At 63.4% G+C, this 24,074-nt stretch carries 24 protein-coding genes; 10 read left to right on the top strand and 14 right to left on the bottom strand.

Going from position 1 to position 24,074, the window contains the following annotated elements:
- Positions 1 to 136: 136 nt before the first annotated feature.
- From ACIQH5_RS19275 to ACIQH5_RS19240, 8 genes are read right to left on the bottom strand one after another with little or no spacing between them, the layout of a single operon-like run.
- A complete protein-coding gene (locus tag ACIQH5_RS19275; protein ID WP_400406562.1) occupies positions 137 to 985 on the bottom strand; it encodes a lysostaphin resistance A-like protein in 849 nt (282 codons plus the stop codon).
- Between the two features lie 43 nt (positions 986 to 1,028).
- Positions 1,029 to 1,820 carry a glucosamine-6-phosphate deaminase gene (locus ACIQH5_RS19270; RefSeq protein WP_400406560.1) on the bottom strand — a complete coding sequence of 264 codons (792 nt, stop codon included), beginning with the start codon at positions 1,818 to 1,820 and terminating at the stop codon, positions 1,029 to 1,031.
- A gap of 26 nt (positions 1,821 to 1,846) precedes the next feature.
- Complete coding sequence (locus tag ACIQH5_RS19265; RefSeq protein WP_400406558.1) at positions 1,847 to 2,773, bottom strand: Gfo/Idh/MocA family protein; 927 nt, start codon at positions 2,771 to 2,773, stop codon at positions 1,847 to 1,849.
- A complete protein-coding gene (locus ACIQH5_RS19260) occupies positions 2,770 to 3,669 on the bottom strand; it encodes a carbohydrate ABC transporter permease (RefSeq protein WP_256212747.1) in 900 nt (299 codons plus the stop codon). Before ACIQH5_RS19260 ends, ACIQH5_RS19265 begins: the two co-directional genes overlap by 4 nt.
- On the bottom strand, positions 3,666 to 4,622 hold the full coding sequence (locus ACIQH5_RS19255; protein WP_400406556.1) for a carbohydrate ABC transporter permease: 957 nt from the start codon (positions 4,620 to 4,622) through the stop codon (positions 3,666 to 3,668). The genes ACIQH5_RS19260 and ACIQH5_RS19255 overlap by 4 nt, the downstream gene beginning before the upstream one ends.
- Before the next feature lie 29 nt (positions 4,623 to 4,651).
- Positions 4,652 to 5,923 (bottom strand): extracellular solute-binding protein, encoded by a 1,272-nt coding sequence (locus ACIQH5_RS19250; protein ID WP_400406554.1) that lies wholly within the window; start codon positions 5,921 to 5,923, stop codon positions 4,652 to 4,654.
- 20 nt (positions 5,924 to 5,943) lie between these two features.
- Positions 5,944 to 7,290, bottom strand: coding sequence for a sulfatase (locus tag ACIQH5_RS19245; protein ID WP_400406552.1), 1,347 nt, complete (start codon positions 7,288 to 7,290; stop codon positions 5,944 to 5,946).
- Positions 7,291 to 7,292: 2 nt separating this feature from the next.
- Complete coding sequence (locus ACIQH5_RS19240; protein WP_400406550.1) at positions 7,293 to 8,339, bottom strand: hydroxyacid dehydrogenase; 1,047 nt, start codon at positions 8,337 to 8,339, stop codon at positions 7,293 to 7,295.
- A 134-nt stretch (positions 8,340 to 8,473) separates the two neighbouring features.
- On the opposite strand from ACIQH5_RS19240, the gene ACIQH5_RS19235 reads away from it, so the two are divergent.
- Positions 8,474 to 9,610 carry an ROK family protein gene (locus ACIQH5_RS19235; RefSeq protein WP_400406548.1) on the top strand — a complete coding sequence of 379 codons (1,137 nt, stop codon included), beginning with the start codon at positions 8,474 to 8,476 and terminating at the stop codon, positions 9,608 to 9,610.
- A 53-nt stretch (positions 9,611 to 9,663) separates the two neighbouring features.
- Here the strand turns inward: ACIQH5_RS19235 and ACIQH5_RS19230 are convergent, their stop codons facing one another.
- The gene (locus tag ACIQH5_RS19230; protein WP_400406546.1) at positions 9,664 to 11,679 is read right to left on the bottom strand and encodes a hypothetical protein; all 2,016 of its coding nucleotides are present in this window, start codon (positions 11,677 to 11,679) and stop codon (positions 9,664 to 9,666) included.
- Positions 11,680 to 11,816: 137 nt separating this feature from the next.
- A complete protein-coding gene (locus tag ACIQH5_RS19225; protein WP_400406544.1) occupies positions 11,817 to 12,683 on the bottom strand; it encodes an AraC family transcriptional regulator in 867 nt (288 codons plus the stop codon).
- 144 nt (positions 12,684 to 12,827) lie between these two features.
- Here ACIQH5_RS19225 and ACIQH5_RS19220 point away from each other — a divergent pair, with 144 nt between their 5' ends.
- Positions 12,828 to 13,679: a phytanoyl-CoA dioxygenase family protein gene (locus ACIQH5_RS19220; RefSeq protein WP_400406542.1), complete on the top strand. Its 852-nt coding sequence runs from the start codon at positions 12,828 to 12,830 to the stop codon at positions 13,677 to 13,679.
- On the opposite strand, the gene ACIQH5_RS19215 is transcribed toward ACIQH5_RS19220, so the two are convergent.
- Entirely contained in the window at positions 13,676 to 14,614 is a 939-nt protein-coding gene (locus ACIQH5_RS19215) for an NAD-dependent epimerase/dehydratase family protein (protein WP_400406540.1), read from the bottom strand. The genes ACIQH5_RS19220 and ACIQH5_RS19215 overlap by 4 nt on opposite strands.
- A gap of 144 nt (positions 14,615 to 14,758) precedes the next feature.
- On the opposite strand from ACIQH5_RS19215, the gene ACIQH5_RS19210 reads away from it, so the two are divergent.
- From ACIQH5_RS19210 to ACIQH5_RS19200, 3 genes are read left to right on the top strand one after another with little or no spacing between them, the layout of a single operon-like run.
- Positions 14,759 to 15,502 carry a TetR/AcrR family transcriptional regulator gene (locus ACIQH5_RS19210; RefSeq protein ID WP_400406538.1) on the top strand — a complete coding sequence of 248 codons (744 nt, stop codon included), beginning with the start codon at positions 14,759 to 14,761 and terminating at the stop codon, positions 15,500 to 15,502.
- 17 nt (positions 15,503 to 15,519) lie between these two features.
- A complete protein-coding gene (locus ACIQH5_RS19205; RefSeq protein ID WP_400406536.1) occupies positions 15,520 to 16,311 on the top strand; it encodes an oxygenase MpaB family protein in 792 nt (263 codons plus the stop codon).
- A complete protein-coding gene (locus ACIQH5_RS19200; protein ID WP_400406534.1) occupies positions 16,304 to 17,191 on the top strand; it encodes a DUF817 domain-containing protein in 888 nt (295 codons plus the stop codon). Before ACIQH5_RS19205 ends, ACIQH5_RS19200 begins: the two co-directional genes overlap by 8 nt.
- On the opposite strand, the gene ACIQH5_RS19195 is transcribed toward ACIQH5_RS19200, so the two are convergent.
- Positions 17,166 to 17,723: a hypothetical protein gene (locus tag ACIQH5_RS19195; RefSeq protein WP_400406532.1), complete on the bottom strand. Its 558-nt coding sequence runs from the start codon at positions 17,721 to 17,723 to the stop codon at positions 17,166 to 17,168. The genes ACIQH5_RS19200 and ACIQH5_RS19195 overlap by 26 nt on opposite strands.
- Positions 17,724 to 17,976: 253 nt before the next feature.
- On the opposite strand from ACIQH5_RS19195, the gene dnaK reads away from it, so the two are divergent.
- From dnaK to ACIQH5_RS19175, 4 genes are all read left to right on the top strand, one after another.
- A complete protein-coding gene (gene dnaK, locus ACIQH5_RS19190; RefSeq protein ID WP_400406530.1) occupies positions 17,977 to 19,842 on the top strand; it encodes a molecular chaperone DnaK in 1,866 nt (621 codons plus the stop codon).
- A 2-nt stretch (positions 19,843 to 19,844) separates the two neighbouring features.
- Positions 19,845 to 20,525 (top strand): nucleotide exchange factor GrpE, encoded by a 681-nt coding sequence (locus ACIQH5_RS19185; protein WP_400406528.1) that lies wholly within the window; start codon positions 19,845 to 19,847, stop codon positions 20,523 to 20,525.
- A 151-nt stretch (positions 20,526 to 20,676) separates the two neighbouring features.
- The gene (locus ACIQH5_RS19180; RefSeq protein ID WP_400406526.1) at positions 20,677 to 21,660 is read left to right on the top strand and encodes a DnaJ C-terminal domain-containing protein; all 984 of its coding nucleotides are present in this window, start codon (positions 20,677 to 20,679) and stop codon (positions 21,658 to 21,660) included.
- Between the two features lie 10 nt (positions 21,661 to 21,670).
- Positions 21,671 to 22,093, top strand: a complete 423-nt coding sequence (locus ACIQH5_RS19175) for a heat shock protein transcriptional repressor HspR (RefSeq protein ID WP_024818246.1) — start codon at positions 21,671 to 21,673, stop codon at positions 22,091 to 22,093.
- Between the two features lie 6 nt (positions 22,094 to 22,099).
- Here ACIQH5_RS19175 and ACIQH5_RS19170 read toward each other — a convergent pair whose 3' ends face one another.
- The gene (locus ACIQH5_RS19170) at positions 22,100 to 22,501 is read right to left on the bottom strand and encodes a hypothetical protein (protein WP_400406524.1); all 402 of its coding nucleotides are present in this window, start codon (positions 22,499 to 22,501) and stop codon (positions 22,100 to 22,102) included.
- 301 nt (positions 22,502 to 22,802) lie between these two features.
- Between ACIQH5_RS19170 and ACIQH5_RS19165 the strand changes: the two genes are divergently transcribed.
- Positions 22,803 to 23,561, top strand: coding sequence for a carboxymuconolactone decarboxylase family protein (locus ACIQH5_RS19165; RefSeq protein WP_400406522.1), 759 nt, complete (start codon positions 22,803 to 22,805; stop codon positions 23,559 to 23,561).
- Positions 23,562 to 23,636: 75 nt separating this feature from the next.
- Here ACIQH5_RS19165 and ACIQH5_RS19160 read toward each other — a convergent pair whose 3' ends face one another.
- A complete protein-coding gene (locus ACIQH5_RS19160; RefSeq protein ID WP_400406520.1) occupies positions 23,637 to 24,059 on the bottom strand; it encodes a hypothetical protein in 423 nt (140 codons plus the stop codon).
- Positions 24,060 to 24,074: the final 15 nt, after the last annotated feature.

The raw sequence follows: 24,074 nt of genomic DNA, 5'->3' as shown, positions 1-24,074 counted from the left end.
TTGGGGGGGGGGGGGTGGGCGGGTGCGCCGCCTCCCCCCAGCGCCCCATCCCCCCCAACCCCCCCCCCCCACACAACCCGGGGGGGGGGGGGGGGGGGGCCCCCCCCCCCCCCCCCCACGCTTCTGTTTGGTGGAACTAGCTCAACACAGGTTCGGATAAAGGCGCGCGCTGCACCTTTCCTCGAACCACAATCAATGCGACCAAAGCGATCAGGATGTAAATCATGTTGGCCGGCCCGGCAAGCACCAGGAAGGGGCTCTGCGGACCGGCGGCTGCCTGGTCAATGCCCCCTGTGGCGAGGAACAGGGTGGGATCGTACAGTGCGTGAAGGATGATCGGCCAGATCAGGTTGCCGGTGACGCGCAGGGTCAGGTACATGCAGATCCCGAACCCGAAGGTGAACCCGACAGTCACCAGGACTGTGACGATCGGTTGTCCGGAAAGGGCGTTGGCTGCGTGCAGGAGGGCGAAAATCAGCGATGAAAGCACCATGACCACCCACTCGGACTTCCCTGAGTCCCGAAGCATTTTCACTACGATGCCTCGCGTCAGCACCTCTTCGGCGAAGCCGATCAACAAGCCAGTGAGGAGGGTGACCACCACCACCGAGGCCTCATAGCTGCCGTAATCGATGCCCAGGAAGCGAAGGACAATAGCGACCACCAAGAAGAACGGCGCTACCCACATCCACCACTTCCCCTTGATGGGCTGCGGCGCGAAGAGTGGCCTGAGCCAGCCTGTGGAGGACAAGAAGGCCAGCAGCACCACACTGCCAACAATCAGCGAGAACGTGATGCCGAAGAACACACTCTGAGGCGTGCGGAAGATGTCCTCCGTGTCTATCTGGTCTCCCGCGACCGCGCCGATCAGCAGGCCGGCGCCCAGATAGAAGGCCATGTAGAGCACCACCAAGAGAATGGACCGCCACCACCCGCCCCGGTTCCAGAATGCTTTCCAGCCGGATGTGAGTGCGTCCTGCCCCATGTACGGTCCCCTTTTTATGGAATACGGGATGCGTTTGCCCCCGCTAAAAATCTACTGCATTCAGCTCTTCCGCCGATCGCCGGGCGTGCCGGTAATACTCGGCGTGCGCCACCATGGACGCAGCCTCTTCATCGATGATGACTGTGGCGTGGGGATGCTGCTGGATTACTGAGCCGGGCACGGCGGACGAGACGGGTCCTTCCAACGCGGCTGCGACGGCCTGCGCCTTGTTTGCTCCGAAAGCCAGGAGGACCAACTGCCTGGCCTTGAGTATGGTGCCCAGGCCTTGGGTGATGCAGTGGGTGGGGACCTCATCCGGGGAATCGAAGAACCGTGCGTTGTCCTTGCGGGTTTGTTCGGCCAAAGCCTTGATGCGGGTGGTGGACGCCAGGGAGGACCCGGGCTCGTTGAACCCCACATGGCCGTTGGAACCGATGCCCAGGATTTGGATGTCGATGCCCCCGGCCTCCGCGATCATGTCTTCGTATTCTGCGCCGGCCTGGGTGATGCCCGGGCCGGTGCCTCGCGGCGTGAACACGTAATCAGGATTGAGCCCCAGCGGTTCCACCACCTCGCGGGTGATCACTGAGCGGTAGCTTTCCGGGTGCTGCGGCGGAACGCCGAGGTACTCGTCCAAGGCGAAGCCACGTACTCCGGAGACGTCGATGGCATCCTCCGCGACTGTCGCAGCCAGCGCAGCGTACGTGGACAGGGGAGTGGAACCTGTCGCGAGGCCAAGGACGGTAGCGGGGTTCGAACTGACCTTTCCAATGATGATGGAAGCGGCGAGGGAGCCAGCCTCGGCCTGGTCGCGGACAATGATGATTTCTGCCATGGGTTTCCTAACATTTGGGTGCGTAACTAGCTGCCTACTGTCACGGGGACTCCCGTTTCGAGGCTCCTGTTGGTTGCTTCCACGATGGCCACGATGCTGAGGATTTCGGGCAGCGGCACATTGGGCCTGCCGCTGCGGCACGATTCCACAATGTCCTCAAGGAGGCCCACCAGCATCGGGGGCCCGGCTTCGATCGAGAAAGTGGCCAGACCCTCGGTGGTTTCAATCCGGCCCAGCGTGTGCGGGGTCCATTCGGATTCGCCGCTCATGGTCGCCACCCGGCCGTCGCCCCAGTTGACCGTCACGGAAACCTGGCCTGCAGCGGGTTCTGACCGCCCGGCGTCGACCGTCACCTTTCCGGAGCGGGTGGCGACCGAACCCAGCGACGCGACGGCGAGGTCCACCAAATGCACCCCGTACCACGAGAAGCCGGGATGGCCAGGCTGAGTGGGTAGCGGTCCGGTGAGCGATACCCGGTGCGCGTCGGCAGCCCCTAGCGCCGTCCGGAATTCGCGCGCAAAGCGCTTCGGCGAGCCGGCCAGCACCAACGAACCCGAGGCTTCGGCCAAAGCCAACATGCTCCGCGCCTCAGCAAGGGACGGCGCAAAACGGGTATCGACGTAAATTGGCTTTCCGTACCGGGCAACCCGCCTGAAGTACTCCGGGTGGGTGCGTCCATCCGAGGCCACGATCAAGAGCGCATCGCATGCCTCGGCCACCGCTTCGGGGGAGTCGCACAGGGTGACCCCAAGTCCGCTGACTTCGTCCGCGAAAGCGTCGATACGGTGGAGGCTCAGCGGAAAGTCCGACGCCGGTTCCCCCTTCCAAGCGTGCGTCACCGTGCCGCCGGGGACCACACCGTCCACGCCGTTGCCGAAGAGGCGCGTAAAGGACGGCGCGTGCGGTGAATCGACACCGATGAGCCCAAAACGGATCGGTGCGGCAGACGTCATCCTTTGACCCCGCTGTGCGTGATGCTGGCGACGATGTGCTTTTGCAGGAGGGCGAAGATCACCAGGCACGGTATGAAGCTGACCAGAGTGGCTGCCATGACGTTGGACGTGGAGGCGGTCTCGGTGTTCAGCGTTGCCAAGCCCACCGTGAGCGTCCTGGCTGCGTCCGACTGGCCCACCACCAAGGGCCACAGAAGATCGTTCCAGTGCCACAGGAAGACGAAGATTGCCAGAGTCGCCAGGACGGGACGGATCAGCGGCAGGACGATCTGCCAGAACGTCCGCCATTCGCCGGCACCGTCTATACGGGCGGCATCGAAGAGTTCCTCGGGCATGTCCCGCACGAACTGCCGGATGAGGAAGATCGCCTGGGCGTTGGCCAGCGTGGGCAGGATCAGCCCCCAGAGGGTGTTCACCCCGCCCATTTTGGAGATGAGGATGAACGTGGGGATCAGGGTGGCTTGGACGGGCACCATCATGGTGGCGATGATGGCCCACAGCAGCGCGTTCCGTCCCGGGAACCTCTTGCGGGCCAACGCGTAGGCGGCCATGGATGCCGTGAGCAACACAACCACCACGGACACAGCCGAGTACAGGAACGAGTTCCAGAGCCAGAGAGGAAACTCGCCCACGTTAAAGATGCGGACAATGTTGTCCAACGTCAGCGACGACGGCAGCGCATACGGCAACGTGGGGGCGTCGGCGGGGGAGAGCGCCAGCACTGCAACGGCAATGAGCGGTGCAACGGTGAAAAGCGAGATTACTGCCAACACCCAGGTCAGGGTGCGCTGGCGGCGCTTCTCGGTATGACGCCGGGGGCTGTGCCCGGCGGGGCTTTGGGCGGGACGTCCGGCGGGGTGCCGTCCACCAGCTGGAGTGGAAAGGGTGGCGGTCACTTGGAGTCCTTACCTTCGAAGAAGCGCTGCTGGATGAGCGAGAGGATGAGCACAATGACGAACAGCACCACGCCGATGGCCGATGCGTAGCCGAAGTCGAAGAACTTGAAGCCTTCGTCGAACAGGAAGTAGATGAGGCTGTGGCTGGCCCGGGCGGGTCCGCCTCCGGTCATCACGTAGATGGTGTCGAAGACCTGGAACCCCACGATCGTCTCGATGACCAGGACGAAGAACACCACGGGCTTCAGGAGCGGCAGCGTCACGTACCAGAACGATTTCCACGCGCCGGCCCCGTCAATGCGGGCGGCTTCGTGGACTTCAGCGGGCTGGGCTTTGAGGCCGGCCAGGAAGATCAGCATGGAGTAGCCGAAGCCTTTCCACACTGACACCACGGCCAGGGACAAGAGGACCAGCAGTTGAGGGCCTGAGGTGAAGGGAACGGGCCCCATGCCCAGGCTGCCCAGTGCGGCATTGAGCGGACCGTCGGTGGAGAAGATCCAGGTCCAGATGATGCCGGCCATCACGAACGAGCTCAGGTACGGAATGAACAGCAACGCCCGGAAGGTGCCGGTGAACCGGACCAGTTTGTCCAGGAGGACGGCCCCGGCCAGTGACACGGCGATGATGAACGGAACAAAGATCGCCACGTACAGGAATGTCACGCGCAGGCTTTGCCAGAAGTTGGGGTCCTCGGCCAGGCGCACGTAATTATCTGCGCCCAGGAACTCGAAATCACCGTTGAGGCTGTACTCAGTGAGGCTCATGGCTCCGGCCCCAAAGATGGGGAGGAATTTGAAGAGGCCAAAAATGATCAGCGTGGGAAGGACGAACAGGATGCCGGCCAGCGCCTCGCGGCTGCGGGCTTTCTTGGCCCCGAAAGGCTTGAGCTGTGGGGCCGTCAACTCGGGATGTCGGCCGGACAGCGTGTTTCTGGTTCGGGTGTTTATGGACATGGGGTGACCAATCGGTGGTGGGGCCGGGCTTAGGATGCCGAGCGCTGCAGGATGCCGCGGGCTTCCGTGGCTGCACGGTCAAGGGCTTCTTTGGCGGTGACATCACCGCGGAGGGCGGCCTGGATGTTGGGAGCGAGGGCACCCATGACCTGGCGTGCAACAGGTGACGATTCTCCGGGGTTGGCGGTCTTCAAAGCTTCTGCCATGGCCAGGGAGTCCGGGTCGGTGCCCAATGCCGCGGCGTCGGTCCGGGTGGGGAGGTTTCCCGCGGCGGCATTGAGGGCCTTCTGGGACTCGGCCGAGCTCAAGTAGCTCATCACCTTGTAGGCGGCTTCCCGGTTTTCCTTCTTGTTGATGGAGGTCAGTGCCAGCAAACCGGGGTTGCCGTAGGTCGCCTGGACTTTGCCTTGCAGCGGAGCGCCCAGTGCAACGTTTTCAGCTCCGAGCGCGGCGCGCATCTGCTTCAATTCCGGCAACGACGTGGTGGCCCGCATCGCGGCCTTGCCGGTGGCGATCGGAGCACCTTCAACCTTGGGTCCATCGGTGGCCGCGTCCGCGGGAAGCCCGCCGAGCTTCTTCAGGTCAATCAGTAACTGGAGTGCCGAAACACCGGCCTCGGAATCGAAGGCGATGTCCTTGGCGTCATCGGTGAAAACCTTTCCGCCGGCCTGCCACAGCAGCGGGTAGAAGGACAGGTTGAGCGTCTGCTCGGGGCTTCCGGCGTAGTCCATCACGGCGACGCCCTTCTTCGCCAGAACCGGCGCCGCGCTGCGCAGGTCATCCCAGGTCTTGGGCAGCGGTACTCCTGCGTCCGCGAAGATCTTGGTGTTGTAAGCGGTGGTGTTGATGTTCTGGAACAGCGGAACGCCGAATACTTCGTCGTCGAACGTCGCGGCCTCCAGCGTGCCGGGGTAGAAGCTGTCCTTGTCCTGCTCAACAGCCTTATCTACTGGCAGCAGGCCGCGGACGTTACGGTACGTGGCTGCTTGGTCAGGCGTAATAAGTACGACGTCGGGTCCCGAGCCGGCGGCAAGCGCCGCCGAGATCTGGGCGTCCCGCTTGTCGAACGTCTGGAGTTCGATGGTCAGGTCGATTCCGGGGTTTGCCGTCTCGAAGCTTGCTTCAGTGTCCTGCCAGAACTTCTTGCTGGCGGTCTCGTCCTTGATGACGGGGTACATCCAGAGCGTCACCTTGCCGGTGGCCTGGCCGCCGTCGGACGTTGACGAACCGGCTGAACCGCAAGCGGTGAGTGTCAAAGCCGCGGTAACGACGACGGCTGTGGCCAAAGTGGCGGTGCGCATTTTTCGAGTAAACATGGTGACTACTTTCGGGTGAGGGTGGCTTCGTGGATCGCGTCGAGGGCGAGCTTGTGGCGGCTGGCTGCTACGGGGGCGGTAAGGAGGGGATCGCGGCATTCCCGCATCCAGTCGAAGAGGGTTGCGGAGAGATCCCTGAGGATTTCCGACTGCTCCGGCTGGCCGGCGATGTTGTCCAGCTCCTCTGGATCCACCCTGAGGTCGTAGAGTTCCAGCGCCGGGCTGGTGCCGATGGTTGGCCCGCCAAGGTCTGCCGGCAGGCTGCGGTGAATCCAGGATTGGGTGGGATCCATGGCGCGTGGTGCGTTGGAGAAGTTGACGATCAGCTTGTGCGTGGATGTCCGCACCGATCGTTTGGGGTCGTAATACGTGTGGTAACTCAACTGGCTGAAGCAGTGGCTTCGCGGAGCCTCGCCTGCTTCGACGGCCGGACGGAGGCTGGCCCCGGCGAGGCCTTCCGGGACGGGCAGTCCGGCCAGCTCCAGCAAGGTGGGCAGGACGTCCACGTGGCTGACGATGTCCGTCACGCGTTTCCCGGACCATGCCGCGTTGCCGGGGTGGCGAAGCATCAGCGCAACGCCCAGTCCGGCGTCGTACAGGGTGCATTTGGCGCGGGGCAGCGCAAGGCCGTGATCGGTGGTGAACAGCACCAGTGTCTGGTCTCGGAGGCCCAAGGAATCGAGTTCCGCGAGAATGCTGCCCACGCCTTCGTCCATGTGCTTCACAGCGCCCTGCAGTTCGGCGATTTCCTCGCGGGCGCCATCGTTGTCTACCAGGTGGGCAGGGACTGTATGCCCCCGCGAGACGTCCGGGTTCACGCCGTCGGCCAGGAACCCCATGACGCCTGGGCGGTCCCGCTCGGACGGCACCCGATGCGGTTCCGTGAAGCCCACCTGCAGGTAGAAAGGACGGTCGCTGCCGGACATCCGACGCAGTGCGTCAGTGGCGCGATGCACGACGACGTCCCGCGCACCTCCCGTACGGGCGCGGTCGAAACCAAGCCTGTTGGCCACGACATCGTCGGCCAGAACCCGGGATTCATGGTGCACACCAACCAGCTCGGTCTGATAGCCGGCCGACTTCAACCTGTAGGCGATGTGCTGGGAGGGCTCGTTCAGGTCCCAGCCAAACGGCTCGTGGGTAAGGCCCAGGACGCCGTTGCTCTGCGGATACGTCCCGGTGAACAGTGAGGCGCGGGCAGGGCTGCAGTGCGGGGCCGTTGCGAAGGCCTGTTCGAAGAGGGTGGATTCATCGGCCAGGGTGTCCAGGTTGGGAGTGGAGACGGTCTCCACTCCATAGGTGCCCAGGAAGCGGCCCAGATCGTGGCAATGGATCAGGAGGATGTTGCGCATTTTTAGCCCATTCGTTCGAGGTCGGTGCGGGTGAGGGCGTGTTCCAGGGGTTCGCCGCTGATGTAGCGGCGGAGTTCGTCAACCACAATGGCGCCGGCCCGGCGTCGGGAGTCCACGGTGGCCCCTCCGAGGTGGGGCGTAAGGAGCACGTTGGGCAGCGAACGCCAGGGGTTGTCCGTGGGCAGGGGCTCTTGGTCGAAGACGTCCAGCGCTGCATCAATCCGGCCCGAATGGACCTCTTTGTAGAGGGCTTCCATGTCCACGATGGTTGAGCGGGCAGTGTTCACCAACGCGGCCCCGTCCGGAAGCAAGGCAAGCTCGGCAGCGCCGATGAGACCTTCGGTTTCCGGAGTGGCCGGAGCGTGAATAGCCACCACATCGCTGCCAGTCATCAGATCGTGCAGGGTTGCTGAGTGGGCCGCGAGGGGATCTCCCGCGGGGATGTAGGGGTCATAGACGGACACCTTGGCGCCGAGTGCCTGGCAGGCGTCAATGTAGCGGCGTCCTGTCCTGGACGCTCCAACTACCCCAACGCGGGCCCCGGAGATTTCGCGGGCCCTGCTGACGTTGCGGGCGTCGTCCCAACTGGCTCCCGTCCGGAGGCTGTGATCGAGCAGGTGCACACGGCGCAGCAAATTTAGCGTGAATGTCAGCGATAGTTCCGCGACGGCGGGTGCCATGGCCGCGCCCGCCTGGGAGATGGGGATGCCGGCGGCCCAGAAGTCGTCGCTGACCAGGGCGTGAAGCGAAGACGCTGCATGGACAACGCACTTGAGGTTCGGCGCCGCTGCCAAGTGTTCGGCGTCGAGACGGGGGAATCCCCAAGCGGTGATGAATGCGTCCTTGTCTGCGGCAGCGGCCGCGAAAGCATCCAAGGACTGGAGCTTGACGGGCGCGATTTCAGTGATGTCGCCCAGCTCGCTGAGGGCAGTGCGGGTTTCGGGAGTGATGAACGCTGCCCGTTCGGCGTCCGGGATGCTCAGCAGGATCCGCAGCCGGGGTGCTGTGGGGGGCGAGGAGGGTGATGCAACGCCTTTGTTGATGTTCATGAGACCGAGATTGCCAGCTTCAATATCTTTTGTCAATGACTAAAGTAAGTACAATGGACAGTGTGAAGACATCCGGACTGCGGATGCCAGAATGGGGGAGATCCCTTGCGACGCAACAACAGGAGCCACGAGCTATGAAGCCACGCGCAGGCAGCAAGGCCCTGATCCGCGAGATCAACGAGGCCCTGGTGCTGGACATTGTCCGCACACAGGCGCCGGTATCCCGCGCCAAAATCACGGTCCAAACCGGTTTGAGCGCAGCCAGCGTCACTGGGATCACCGGCAAGCTGGTCCACTCCGGACTGCTGGTGGAAACCGAGATTGCGCCCAGCACGGGTGGCCGTCCGGCGCGTCTCCTGGAGCTGGGGCGCGAAGGCGTCTTCGCGGCGGGGGTGAGACTGTCCGCCACGGAGGCGCACGCCGTCGTGGTTGATTTGCGCGGTGACGTGGTGGCAACGCACAGCGAGCCGTTGGCATCCACCGAGCCTGGCGAGGCGGCAGCGGCCGCTGCCCGGGCTGTTCGATCCGCGGCAGGGCAGATGGAGTCCAGGCTGATCGGGGTGGGCGCAGCCGTTTCCGGCGTGGTGGATCAGGCCGGCGGTCTGGTGCGGCATAGCGGGGCGATGGGCTGGACTGACATCAAATTCCAAATGCTTCTTGAAGAGGCTGTGGGCCAAGCCGTAGTTGTGGACAGTTTCGTCAACGCCTACGCACGCGGTCTGCTGTTCGACGACGTTTTCAAGGGTCGCGAAATGCTCATCTTCAGCGTCGGCACCAGCTTGGGGGCCGCCGTCGTGATTGAAGGCCGTATCCAGCGCGGCTTCAACGGCGCGGCGGGCGGCTTCGCCCATTCGCGTGCGATCACCGGACCCGGACCGGCCAGGCCCTGCCACTGCGGAGCCGAAGATTGTTGTGAAACCCGCGGCAGCCTGTGGGGCATGCAGCAGGAGCTGGAGCGGAACGGCCAGAACCGGCAAATAGACCCCGACGTCGATTCCAGCCTGATTGCCGACGCCGCCTTGCATCTGGGTATCGGCATGGCGAACGCCGCCAAGGTCCTCGGGCCCGAGCAGGTGGTGGTGGGCTTCGCGCCCGAAGCTAATCTGGGGACGTTTGCCGAGCAGACCAAGCACGCGTTTATGAGTCAGTACCTTCACGCCAACACTCCGCCTCCACTGTTTGATGCAGCCATTGCAGATCCTGTGGCCCTGGCCCGGGGTGCTGCGTGCTCCGTGCTGGCTGGCTTGTTCACGGCCAGCCCAACTGGGTAGCAGCAGATGTCGTTTTGAGGTTCAGAACGGCATCTGCTGCTACTTACATGGGGCTAACGCCGCATGGTTTGCATGGCCTGCTGATCGTCAATCCGGACAAGGTTCGGGCCGCGCAGCGTATACAGCAAACCGTCCTCATCCGCCGTGATGTGCGGTCCGCTGTACCAACCGCCGTTGATGTCAGCAACAACAACAGAGACAGCGAAAGTGATCGGATCTATGCGGAACACCGTGGTGTCGGAGACGCCGTAGACAATCCCGCGGCTGACCTGAAGAGCTCCGAAGTCCGTGCACACCGCGCTCAGGTCACCCCGATGAACCACCTGCCGTGTATCCAGATCGATCACGAACAGGCCGGCAGCCTTGCGGGACATGCCGTAAAGGAACTTGCCATGGATCGCCATCGCGGCAATGCCCTGAGGCTGCCCTGGGTCCAGGCGCCACAACTCCTGGTTCGCCACGGGGTCCCACGCCACCACGGTGCTGCGGGGACCGGTGGCGTAGATGTTGTCGCCACCCAGGTAGGCCACTCCGTCCTTGGTCGCCACGGCACGGACCATCTGGAGGGCATCGATCGGGTTGACCTTGGTGATGACCTGCGTGGTGGAAGGCTTGTAGGCGGCGAAGCAGCCGCCACCTCCGGTGTCGTTCTGGGCTCCGGCAATGACCAGCCCGTTGACTGCGTCCCAGCAGACATCCAAGGGGCGGTTCTGCCCGGCGGGCAACGCGGCCACTTGGTAGGGCAGTTGCCCGGTGGCGGGATCGTAGGCGTAGATTCCCCGCGAGTTGTACTGGCTCGTGTAGAGGACACCGCCTACCATCACGGCGTCCTTGGCTTCACCTGTTGCCCGGAGATAGGACACCTGTTCCGTGGCCAGTTGGTGCCGGGCAATGGTTCCGGTGCCGCCCACATAAACGTCCCCGGCGCCCGCTGCGAGCCCCATGCACAACTGAGGTCCGCCCGGCGCTCCGGCCTGTTGGAGGTCATGCTTGACGGCGGTCTTCGCCACGGGATCAATCTCAATGACGTCATAGGAAGACACTGTGAGCGCCTTGCTGCCGTAGACATCCAAGCCCCACATGGCGCCCACATCTTCCGTGAGGACTTGAGTGATCTTCTTGGTGACCATGTTGTAAGACCACACGCCCGGTTCCTTGACGAAGAAGACGTCGTTGCCCAGTTGCCTGAACATGACGCCCGTCTTGGCGATGATGGTGTACTGGGCGTGGTTGGCAAGGTTGATCAGCACGGACTTACCGGGGCCCTTGACCCCCACTCCGAGCTGCCCGTTCAGCACGCTGAGGGAGGTGACCGAGACGCCGGCTGCTACTTCTGCCGGCAGGATGTTGGTTGACGTCTTCGTGGTCCGGTCGAAGGCGAACAGGCGGCCGGGACTTGATCCGTTGCCGCCTCCCAGCGTGCTGCCCGTGCCGAAATACACGTGGCTGGCAGTGGCTGCCACAGCTTGGGCAATGGTGGCTCCGGGGTCCGGTATGCCCCAGCTGGTCATGGCATTCGTGGCGGGATCGAATTCCCACAGGGAGGGTGCATTGGTGGTTAGCCCTCCGCCGGCAAGGTAGACCTTTCCATCAGGGGCCACGGCCAGGGCCCGGATGTCGCGGTCTCCGGTTTCGCCCACGCCCACTGCCGGTGCGTTGGGCGTGCTGAGATCCCAGCGGTATAGGTTCGGCTTTCCGTCGATTCCATCGCGCAGAACACCTGCGTACAGGTAGCGGCCGGTGGAGTCGGCGGCCAAGGCCTGGATGCTGTACCCCGAGCCAAGGTCTGTCCGTGACGTGATGGTGCCGGTGGGGAGGTGGTATCCGATCACCCGTACCGGGTTCAGGTTGCGGGACCCGATGTAGACGGTGTCGCCCACCAGCAGCGAACTCATGAGGGAAAACTGAACGACGGCGGGTCCGAGGTCGGTAATCTGCGGGGCGCCTGTGGTCTGCCTGCCTGGCGCGGCTTGGGCGGCGCCGGAGGACATGGCCGACAGTGCTACGGCCAGTCCGCCGATACCCCCGGTCTGCAGCAATTGACGACGATTGATGGCGAATGTGGACATGGAAGATCTCCTCATTGAGTGTCCCGTGGGGTGTTTCCAAGAGTGCTATTCGTGCTGGGGGGACGTTTCCGGAGGCGTCCTGTGCACTCCATCCAGCGTTTCAGCCAGCCATCAGGAAATCCATGATTCGAACATTTTCAGACATCCCACGTGTGGTGGTCCGCAGCGCCAGCACGCTGGTGTTCCCGGCGGAAACCGCTTGGCGAGGACCCGGTCTTCTTGGTGAAGAGTCGGCTGAAATAAGCGGGATCGTCATAGCCGGTGAGGGACGCGATCCTTTGAACGGGAAGGTCCGTGTCAGCCAGCAGCGACTGGGCGCGCTGCATCCGGAGTTGGATGATGAGCTCCTTGGGACCAACACCGGTAGCGCTCTGCACTGCCTGCCGGAGCTCTGGAACCGGGACCTTGAGCGAGGCAGCCAGCTGGGACAACGTCAGCGGCAGGTGAGCCGCTTCGCAAAGTGCGGTGAGTAGCCTGTTGTCTTTTGCCCGGGCGTCAATGGTGACCGGACCGGGCTGCGTGCCTGTCTGGATCAGTACCCGCTGGCAGAGTACGGAGGCGTCCAGATCTCCTTGTGGTCCACCCGTTAGGAGAGCTTGGCGGAGGGCGGAAAAAAGTCCAAGAGACTCCTCCAGGCCGACCTCCGAGGAGCCATCAAGCTGCACCAGAGCTTGGCTCCGCACGAAGCACCCCAGCTCCTCCAATGCCCTCGCCGTAGGTCCGGTAAACAACAGCCAATGCTCTTTCCACCCCATCGGCCCAGGTCCGTACCCGTGGCTGACTCCGGGGAAAAGCCGAATGATCGCAGGAGCCTGCACCGTGAAACGCCTGCCGCCCACAGTGAAGTGCCCGGATCCTTCGCTCACCAGCACTATGGCGTGGCTGCTGAGGGTTCGTCCGGCAAAGGACGGCAACATCCCACTTTGCTCGCCGGCGCCCAGGCATGCCAGGCCAAGATCCCTCAGGGGAGACGCCGGATGCCGGTATGTTGACCAATCGTCCATGGGCCAATGCTGCCCCGGCCAAGGGCGCAAGACAAACGGAAACGGCAAGCCGGTCCCACTCGCAAGAAAAAGCCTCACAAAAGTCCAAGTCTTCAGAAACCGAGTCCATTCACGTGGCCGCCCACCACTGACAAGGTGGGGACTATGTTGACTTCGAATGGCTACGTCCTGGACGAATCGGAATCCCGCCTCGCCGAGCTGGAACCGGTACCCCCTTCCCAGCGACGGGACCGTGAAGCGCTGTGGGCCAGGCTCCGAAAGGACGGGTACCTCTACTTGAAGGGGCAGTTGAACCCGGAACAGCTGCTGGATTTCAGGGAGTTCTACTTTGACTCGTTGAGCGGAGCCAACGTGTACGCGGAGGGTACGGATCCCCGTGCGGGCATTGCGGCGCCCGGGGACGTGGACCGTGCTGCGTTGCGACGGGGCCTCTTCGACCACATTGTTCCCGGGCAGGAGTATCAAGCACTGTGCACTGCAGAGGGGATTGCCGACTGGTTCGCCTGGTTCCTCGAAGATGACGTCCATCTGCACCGGCGAAAAATCATTCGCCACACCAAGCCCGGTGACAGCGGCATAGGAACGGCCACCCAGGCTCACTACGATCTTGTGTATCTCCGCGAAGGCAGTGACCGTGTGTTGTCCATGTGGATTCCGTTGGGTGACTGCCCGCGCGAGCGGGGCGGCCTGGCTTATCTGGAGGGTAGTCACCACTGGGTGATGGCAGAGGAGCGTGAGGGGACGCTGAAGATGCCGGCCGCCTCCATCACTGCGGACCTCCCCGGGCTGGCGGACGAGCGGGACGCCCGGTGGCTCGTGACCGATTACGAGGTTGGTGACGTGGTGGTCCACTCGGCGCATATAGTCCACGCGGCCCTGGACAACGCCGACCTCAACGGCACCATGCGCCTGTCCACCGACATCCGGTACCAGCGCCTCAGCGAGCCCATCGATTGGCGCTGGCAGGAGCACTGGAACTACGACGACGGCCTTTAGCCTCCCGCGCCGACTTGAATGGTGCTGCGCCACCACGTCACGGTTGCTTCAGCAGCTTCCGCCAAGGGAGTCGGCTCGAGACCCAGGAGCTTCTGGCTCTGTGAGGAATCCATCACGAACGGGCGCTCAAACTGGTACAGCAATTCGGCGAGTTCGCGCATGTCCGTGGAAAAAATACCCGCCATCCGCAGCACCCATCCGGGCACGGCGCTCACCTTGTGTGCAGCAACGCCGGCGGCCTCCGCATGCGCTGCGGCCATGTCCCGCTGCGTGACGGCCGGGCCTGTGGGGGCGTGCAGCACGGTGTTCCACAGCTCGGGCTGCCGGGCTGCTGCCATCATGGCGGCGGCCAGGTCCGGGACGTATGTGAAGGAGTGCGGCTGGTTGATGGACCCGATGAACTGCACTGCCTTGCCCGCCAGGATGGGCGTCACCATCCGCTCCCCGGCATGTGCCATCTTCACGCGGGGTCCGAAGAAGTCGCCGGCAACAACGCTGACGGTGCTGGCCGCATGCGCCTGCCGTGCTGCCAGCAAGGCGGTCCGGATGCCGCGCTTCCCGCCTGTGGCTGCCCGGGGACTTGCTTCGGTCATCACGCGGTCAGGCTCGCTGTACGAGTAGAGACTTTCGGGGAAGACGACGACGGCGCCCGCGGCTGCTGCGGCATCCATCACCACTTGCTCGGCCCAGGGGAGTTCGGCGGCCCATGACGCTGCACGGTAGGCCGATCCGTGGATGCAGTGGAACACCGCCGCGGCACCTGCTACCGCTTCAGTGAGCCGCACGGGATCGGCGGCATCCACGCGCATGCGCTCCACCAGGGGGTGGTCCGGTCCGCTGCCTGAGCGAGTCAAAATGCGTACTTGGTGACCCTGCTCGGCTAGTTGTTCGGTGACCGTGTATCCCACGGGCCCTGCTCCTGTGACGACGTACATGATGTTCCTTCTTCCGCGTTCGTTATCTGGAAAGCTAAAACAAGAGCAGTGCTCTCTCAATCAAGAATGACCATCATCAAAGCCAAAGTCAAGAGCACTGCTCTCGTTTGTTCACAGCGCTCTCTGTTATGGCAAGCTGGTGGCATGACGACTGCCGAACCCGCCGCAGCTAAGACCAAGGCCAAGCCACCAACGCCGCGGGAACGGGCGCGCACGCAAACCATCGCGGACATCATCCGGCTGGGCCGCGAACACCTCGCGGTCCACGGCGCAGCGGCTCTCTCCCTGCGCGCCGTGGCGAGGGATCTCGGCGTCGTATCTTCTGCCGTGTATCGGTACGTCGAGAACCGCGTCGAGCTCCTCACCCTCCTGCTCATCGACGCGTATAACGAGCTCGGCGATGAAGTGGATGCTGCGGTAGATGCCGTCCCGGAGGATGACTTCCCCGGGCAGTTCAGGGCACTGAGCAATGCCGTCCGTGCATGGGCGGTCCGTGAACCCGCCAGCTACGCCCTGCTTTTTGGCAGCCCCGTCCCCGGGTATCAGGCGCCGGGGGAGCGCACCACTGTGCCCGGAACACGCGTCATTGTCCGCCTCGTCGGGATCTTTGATGCCGCCTACCGCGCGGGTGCCCTGTCCGCAGAGGTGACTCCCGCCGTCGTGATTCCCCCGACGCTGGCTGAAGACCTGGCGGCCATTCGCGCCGAAATGAATCTCGCGGCACCAGACGCGTCGTTGGCGCGCGGTGTCCTGGTGTGGACGTCAGTGTTCGGGGCTATCAGTTTTGAGGTTTTCGGGCAGTATGGGCCGGAGACTTTCACGGCCCGCGACGAGCTTTTTGAGCATCAGCTGGGCGTGCTGCAGGGCGTCGCCGGGCTCCAAGGCTAGGGCGCTACAGTATTCAGATGGTTCGTGGACTGGCTGACATTGGTGCGGAGGGTGTCCTCCTGGCCGGCGCGGGCCGCGCAATTCTCCTGCAAATCGCCGACCCCAAAGTGGGTCACGGCGTGGCTGAACACAGCAATTTCGCCGAGCGGCCCATGGATCGGCTCCGCGCGACCATGACCTATGTGTATGCGGTGGTTTACGGTTCCGAGGAGCAGGTGAAGGCCGTCCGCCGCGCCGTCAACCGCGCCCATGCCCCGGTTCGTCGCGGACCCGATGCCGCTTCACACGGATACAGCGCCTTCGACGCCGACTCCCAACTATGGGTGGTCGCCACCCTCTACGACACCGCCGTCACTGTCTATCAGCAGGTCCACGGAACGCTCGACGACGATACCGCCGACCGTATCTACCGCGAGTATGCGCGGATCGGGACAGCCCTGCAGCTTCCGGCGGATAAGTGGCCGTCTGATCGGGCCGCCTTTGCAACATACTGGGAGTCTCAGGTGCGCGGACTTCGCCCCGATGACAAGGCGCTCAAGGTAGCCCGGGATCTGCTCTACCCGACTGGTGGGCCCCGGTTGTTGCGCCTGGCCATGCCGTTGGCGCGGTTCCTCACCGCCGGCCTGTTACCGGACCATGTGCGCGAAGGATTTGGCTTCACCTGGGGCGAAAGCCAGGCGCGGCGCTTCGAGCGGACCATCCGGATGGTGGGTCGCGTATATCCGCGCTTGCCCCAGCGGATCCGGCACTGGCCCCGCGACCATTACTTGGGCCAACTTGTGGTGGATTCCCCGGTGCCACATGCGTAACTCCACGTCGGTGGAAGAGTCCATCGACGCCCTTGCGCACCGCTACCTGGACCGCACTCGCGGTGGCCGTCTGCGGGCCGGGCTGACCGAGTTTGTGGTGTTCGGGCTGAAGCAGGCGTGGGCTTGTGTGTTCGGTGCGGCGTTGCTTGCCGTGATCATCGCTGCGCGCCTCTGGTATCCGGACAACGCCGCCCTGGCCCGGAACGATTTCCTTACCCTTGCCGCCGTCGTTATCCAAGTTCTGATGATCTCTTTCCGGTTGGAGACGCTGCGGGAATTGCGGGTCATCCTGCTCTTCCACGTGGTGGGGACCGTGATGGAGCTGTTCAAGACGGACGTCGGATCCTGGGCGTACGAAGCCGAGGGCTTCCTCCGGATCGGGGCCGTTCCACTGTTCAGCGGCTTCATGTATGCCGCCGTGGGGTCCTATATGGTGCGGGTGTTCCGGTTGTTCGATCTCCGCTTCGACCGCTACCCGCGGCGGTGGATCACGGCCCTTGTTGCGGCTGCGATCTACATCAACTTCTTCTCGCACCACTACATCTTCGACGCTCGCTGGGTGCTGCTGGTCGCCGTCGTGCTTGTCTACGGACGGTGCGTGATGCACTTCAGGGTGTTCCGGCGTCGTTTCAAGATGCCCATCCTGGTCTCGTTCCTGCTGGTGGCGCTGTTCATTTGGTTCGCGGAGAACATCGGCACGTGGTCCCGTGCGTGGCTGTATCCCAACCAGCTGAACGGGTGGCAGGCGGTCTCCATCGACAAGCTGCTGGCGTGGTTCCTGCTGATGATTATTTCCGTGGTGCTGGTGGCGTGGGTGTACAAGCCCGAACCGCTTGACGCTCCCGCTGAGGTGGCTAGGCTTCGCCGCGTAGCGCCTTGAGAGCCGCGCGCCGGGCCTGATGCAACGGCTCGACGTCGGACACCCGGCTTAGGCGGACGGCTTCCGGTGGAGGCGGGTTGCGTTGGGCGTTGATCACGATGCCGAAGCCTTCGAATGTCCCTGCAGCGAGCCATGAGTTCAGTCCGCGCCAGAGCAGTACGTCTGTGGGCTTGCCGTCAACGGTGATAGTGAGCCGTTCAGTGATGAGGGCGTCAAAGGTTTCGTCCTGGCGTTGAAGCTCTTCCAGATTGTGCGGGATTCCTGCTGAAGCGCGCCACCGGTTCCTGGCAAGCCCGCGCGGGTCCTGGGATGTGGTGATCACCTCCACCAGTGGGCCCGCCTGCGAAAAGCCGTCGCCGTGGGACACCCCGCCTTCGCTGCCGTCCAACTGCCAGGATCCCAGCATCACAGGGCCTTCCTGGTCTGCCATGGAGTACAGCGGGAGCTGGTGTGCGCCGTCGCGGACCTGTTGATCCATGTGCTCATACATGGCCCAGAACTCGTCCGGAGGCAGGTATCCAGTGATCTCCATCGGGCCAGTTTGACAGTTCACCGTGGGCGAAACCAGCCCGAAAGCCGCGTGATTCCGGGAATTTCTTGAGCCCTCAGGGCAAAGTTGAGCGAACTCGACTCAACTTTGGATTGACTTAATTCTGAGGCTGAGTACAGTTGAGTGCAGAACGCTCAACTAGCCGATTGTTGAGCAGGCTCCCAGCACGTAACCCGCTCAGCGGGCCGTTGCCAGGTGCGATCTCCAACATCGGCCATTGAAAGGAAAACAAGATATGTCACGTGCAGTAGGTATCGACCTCGGAACCACCAACTCCGTGGTCTCTGTTCTCGAAGGTGGCGAGCCCACCGTCATCGCCAACGCAGAAGGCGGCCGCACCACGCCGTCCGTCGTTGCGTTCTCCAAGTCCGGCGAAGTCCTGGTTGGCGAAATCGCCAAGCGCCAGGCCGTCAACAACATCGACCGCACCATCGCTTCCGTCAAGCGCCACATGGGCACCGACTGGAACGTCGCCATCGATGACAAGAAGTACACGCCGCAGGAAATCTCCGCGCGTATCCTCATGAAGCTCAAGAACGACGCCGAGAGCTACTTGGGCGAAAAGGTCACCGACGCTGTCATCACCGTTCCGGCCTACTTCAACGACGCCGAGCGCCAGTCCACCAAGGAAGCCGGCGAAATCGCAGGCCTCAACGTCCTCCGCATTGTCAACGAGCCCACCGCGGCTGCACTGGCCTACGGCCTGGACAAGGGCAAGGAAGACGAACTCATCCTGGTCTTCGACCTCGGTGGCGGAACCTTCGACGTCTCCCTCCTCGAGGTTGGCAAGGACGAAGACAACTTCTCCACCATCCAGGTCCGCGCAACCGCCGGTGACAACCGCCTCGGTGGCGACGACTGGGACAACCGCGTCGTAGAGTGGCTCCTGAGCCAGCTCAAGGTCAAGGGCATCGACCTCTCCAAGGACAAGATCGCCCTCCAGCGTCTCCGCGAAGCTGCAGAGCAGGCCAAGAAGGAACTGTCCTCCTCCACCAGCACCAACATCTCCCTCCAGTACCTGTCCGTCACCCCGGACGGCCCGGTTCACCTGGACGAGCAGCTGACCCGTGCCAAGTTCCAGGACCTCACCAAGGACCTGCTGGACCGCACCAAGAAGCCGTTCCAGGACGTCATCGCAGAAGCCGGCATCAAGGTTTCCGACATCGACCACATCGTCCTCGTCGGTGGTTCCACCCGTATGCCTGCTGTCTCCGAGCTCGTCAAGGAACTCGCCGGCGGCAAGGAGCCCAACAAGGGCGTCAACCCGGACGAAGTTGTGGCCGTTGGCGCCGCACTCCAGGCCGGTGTCCTGAAGGGCGAGCGCAAAGACGTTCTCCTCATCGACGTCACCCCGCTGTCCCTCGGTATCGAAACCAAGGGTGGTGTCATGACGCACCTCATCGAGCGCAACACCGCCATCCCCACCAAGCGTTCCGAGACCTTCACCACCGCTGACGACAACCAGCCGTCTGTGGCCATCCAGGTCTTCCAGGGCGAGCGTGAATTCACCCGCGACAACAAGCCGCTGGGCACGTTCGAACTGACCGGCATCGCTCCGGCACCGCGCGGCGTTCCGCAGGTTGAGGTCACCTTCGACATCGACGCCAACGGCATTGTCCACGTGTCCGCCAAGGACAAGGGCACCGGCAAGGAACAGTCCATGACCATCACCGGTGGCACGGCGCTCTCCAAGGACGACATCGACCGCATGGTCCGTGAAGCCGAAGAGCACGCTGCTGAGGACAAGGCCCGCCGCGAAGCTACGGACACCCGTAACTCCGCCGAGCAGCTCGCCTACTCCGTCGAGAAGCTCATCGCCGACAACGACGACAAGCTGCCCGAGGAAGTCAAGACCGAGGTCAAGGCCGACGTCGACGCCCTCAAGGCCGCACTGGAAGGCACTGACGACGCCGCTGTGAAGACTGCGTTCGAGAAGCTCCAGGCCTCCCAGACGAAGCTCGGCGAAGCCATCTACTCGCAGGCCTCCGCAGCTGACGCTCCGGGTGCCGGTGCAGAAGGTGCTCCTGCCGGTGAGAAGGCTGCCGACGACGAAGACATCGTTGACGCCGAAATCATCGACGAAGACGAAGCGAAGAAGTAGCCATGCCTCACCACGGCAACGAAGCAGAGCACTCTGAAGGCAACGAGCCGCGCAAGCCGGTTATCCGGGACAACCGCAAGGTTGACCCGGAGACCGGGGCAGCCCGTCACCCCGATAGCGAAGCTGCGGCTCCCACCGAAGGCAACGCCGCTCCCACCGAAGGCAACGCCGCTCCCACAGACGGCGACGCCCTCTCCCAGGCTGAGGAAATCCTCAACGGGGTAGAGGTGCCGGCTGAGGAATCGGTAGCCTCCGGTGCCGCGGCTGAAGCCCATGCAGCGGAGCTCCGTAACGACCTCCTTCGCCTTCAGGCTGAGTACGTCAACTACCGCAAGCGCGTGGAACGCGACCGTGCCGTAGCAGGAGAGATGGCCGTCATCGGCGTTCTCAACTCCCTGCTCCCGGTGCTGGACGACGTCGACGCCGCACGCCAGCACGGTGACCTCGAAGGCGGCCCCTTCGCCGCCATCGCCACCAAGCTGGAGAACGCGCTCAAGACGTACGGACTGGAACGCATCGCGGACACCGGAGTCGAATTCGACCCCACCATCCACGAAGCACTCATCCAGCAGCCCGGCGAAGACATCGAGGTTGACACGGTCAGCCAGGTGCTGCGCTCCGGATACCGCTCCGGTGAGCGGGTCCTGCGTGCAGCCCAAGTGATCGTCGCGGTTCCGGCGTAACTAGCAGACGCTTCACCGGATATGGGGCGGTGCCCGCTCCGCGGTGCCCTCCACACCGCCGCCCCATATCCGGTTCCGCGTCGGTTGTAAGCTCGCCAGAGGCGCGATGACTGCAGCCGCACGTTTTTTATTGACTTGAAAGGAAACGCTCTTGGCCAGCCAGGACTGGGTTGAAAAGGATTTTTACGCGATCCTTGGTATTGCCAAGGACGCGTCCGACGCGGATATGAAGAAGTCTTACCGCAAGCTAGCCCGGCAGTACCATCCGGATACTAATGCCGGGGATGCTGCTGCGGAGAAGAAGTTCAAGGACATTTCCGAGGCGTACTCGGTGCTGTCCAGTGCTGAGGACCGTCAGCAGTATGACGCCATCCGTGCCATGGGTGGCGCCCGGTTTGCTCCGGGTGCTGGCGCTGGACGTGGTGGTGCTGGAGCCAACGGCGGGTTTGAGGACCTGTTCGGCGGCCTGTTTGGCGGTGGCCCTGGTGCCCGTCAGCCTGCGGGTGGCGGCGGCATTCCTCCGGAGTTCGCAGATCTGTTTGGCGGCGGCTTCGGCGGTGCCGGCCAGACGGGGTTCCAGCGTGCCCCGCAGAAGGGCTCCGACCGGACGGCAACTACGTCCATCTCGTTTGCCGGTTCCATTCATGGCACCACTGTGAGCTTGCGTGAGAGCAACGGCAACGTCATTGACGTCAAGATTCCCGCCGGCATCAAGGACGGGCAGAAAGTCCGTCAGCGCGGCAAGGGCAATGTTGGCCCGGCCGGCAATGGCGACCTCATCATCACGGTGAGCGTCAAGCCGCACGACTTCTTCCACCGCGACGGCGACAACATCCGCATCCACGTGCCCGTCACGTTCGCGGAAGCGGCGCTCGGGGCCACCATTGAGGTGCCAACGCTCGACGGCGACACCGTCAAGGTGCGCGTTCCGGCCGGAACCCCATCGGGCCGTACCCTCCGGGTGAAGGGCCGTGGCGTGAAGACGTCCAAGGCGACCGGTGACCTGCTGGTGACCATCGACGTCGCTGTTCCGCAGAACCTGAACAAGGAAGCGGAAGAAGCCGTGAAGGCCTTCGCTGCTGCCACCACTGACGCCAACCCGCGTCACGACCTGGCCGCGAAGGCCCGGTTGTAAGGAGGCGGTCATGGCAATCGACGTCAACCAGCCGATCTTTGTCATCTCCGTTGCTGCGGAGCTTGCCGACATGCATCCGCAGACGTTGCGCCAGTACGACCGTTTGGGCATCGTCTCGCCCAGCCGTGCGCCCGGCAAATCCCGCCGTTATTCGCAGAACGACGTGAACAAACTGCGGGAGGTCCAGCGCCTCTCGCAGTCGGGCGTCTCGCTTGAGGGAATCAAACGCATCCTGGACCTCGAAAACCAGGTGGCTGCGCTGCAGTACCGGGTAGTTGAGCTCACGGAGGAGCTGTCGCGCCGCCGCTCACCCGTGGATGCTCGTATCTTCGCGGCAGGTGCCGCGGGCGACGTCGTGAGCCTGGCCCGTGGGCAACGGCCCAGGGCAAGGTCCCAGGCCGTTGTGGTGTGGCGTCCCCGGGCCGGCGACTAGCTTGGGCTAAGCCCGGCTGCGGTCCCAGCTGACCACTACCCGGGCAGCACCGGCTTCGGTCCGCTCAACGTCCACCACGATCTGCGATTCCTTCGCCCCCATATCGCGGATCTGCTGCTTGTAGTCCTCGACATGTTCCAGCAGCGACTCTTCAGTCCATTCGCCCGGGCGCATTCTGGTGGAGATCTCCACGGGTTCCTCCCTGACCAGAATCTCCTCGGGTTGGCGCTGCGGAGCCTTGACTGGCTCAGATTCGCTGGACGGAACCAGCATGCGGAAGCCGAAAATTCCGCCAGCTATGCCAGCCACGAGGCCCGCGGCAATAAGCCAAATGGCCTTTCCGGGTCCGCGGCGCCCAGGAACCGCTTCAGTGATGCTCGGTGCTTTCTTAGCGCTTCGTCGTGCCATGGGGAGTTCAACTTTCCAGTCGGCGATCGGGGTTCCGTGCTCATGGTGCGTCAGAATCCTGCCCTTCCATCGTAAGCATGCTGAGAACCCTTGGTAAGTCGCATCCGGTGAGCTGCAGCGAGGAGCGGACGAAGGAGGTACTGCCGGAACCTGTATCAAGGGACTCTCCCACACAGCTCTTCAATGGGGTGTTATGAGTAGGAGGCCTTTCCGGCCCACCGATCAGGCAACCCAAGCGAAAGCTTCAATACCCTCAGCCAACGTGGCGGGCAGTTGGAGCAGCTGTTCTAAGGAGACCCTCATGGCACTCACCGAACCTGCCCGCAAGAACCATGACGAACTCTTCCCCGGTCAGCTCCCGGCCTTTGCCGTCACGGATCCTGAGCTCGCGAAGATCTTCAACAATTTTGCGTTCGATGAGACCCGTGGCTATGGAAACCTGGAGACGAAGACCCGGCTCATGGTCCAGCTGGCCTCACTCATCGCGTGCCAAGCCATGGGGGAGTTCCGGACGCTGTTGGGCGCGGCCCTCACGGTGGGGGTGACCCCAACTCAAGCCAAGGAAATCGTCTATCAGGCCGTGCCCTACGTCGGCATGGCCAAGGTCTCCGACTTCCTGCACGCCACAAATGAGATCCTCACCAATCACTGTGTGGAACTGCCGTTGGCAGGGCAGAGCACCACTACCTCGGAAGACCGCGGTGAGAAAGGCCTTGCAGTCCAGAAACTCATCGCCGGTCCCGAACGGGTGGACGCCATGCGCGCCGCAGCAGCCGAGGATGAGGTGCACTTCCAGGATTATCTGGCAGGCAACTGCTTTGGTGATTACCTCACACGCGGCGGCCTTGACGTTGCAACGCGTGAGCTCCTGACTCTATCCATGCTTGCGTCCCTTGGCGGCTGTGAGGCGCAAGTGAAGGGGCACGTTCAAGGCAACCTCAATGTGGGGAACGATCGCGCGCGAATGCTGGAAGTCATCACAGCATTGCTGCCCTACATCGGTTACCCGCGGACGCTGAACGCGCTGCGGGTACTCAATGAAGCCGCCCCCGCAACCTAGCTTGCCGCCCTGATTCTTGCGGCACCACTGCTTGCGGCTGGGCGGCTGGCGCCCTGGCGGTGGAACCGGCACGTGCTACGGAACCGGGGGCACCGGCGGTTGGACTGGTGTCTCAGGCTGCTTGGCCGGCTCAGGTTCACCCGGAGGCATCATCATGCGCCAAGCAAACACTGCGCCCGCTCCCGCCAGGGCAGCAGCGATGGCGGTGAACCAGATTGCACGGCCCGAGCTGCGCTGAGTGGTCTTCCGGGTGAGCGCCTGGGTGGCTTTCTTTACTGCCTTGGTGGCTGTGCGTTTAGCTTCCTTGGCGGCCTTCTTGTTGCCAGTCAGGGTGAGCATCACGCCCTGGACCACGGAAGGGACATCGGCGTGGTTGATCCGGGCCAAAGCCCACCTCACCACGGCGTCTGTCTGTGCGGATGTGCCCTCTGTCGCATGCGTTACCCACTCCCGTGCAAGATCCTGGGCGGCGGGAATGATGTTTTGCGTTTTGTACATGCTTAACCCCTCACA

Origin of the sequence: Paenarthrobacter sp. NPDC091711 (assembly GCF_044756605.1) — a bacterium.
Lineage (GTDB): Bacteria > Actinomycetota > Actinomycetes > Actinomycetales > Micrococcaceae > Arthrobacter.
Note: the sequence above shows the minus strand (reverse complement) of the source record. Positions and strands in the feature narration are given on the sequence as shown.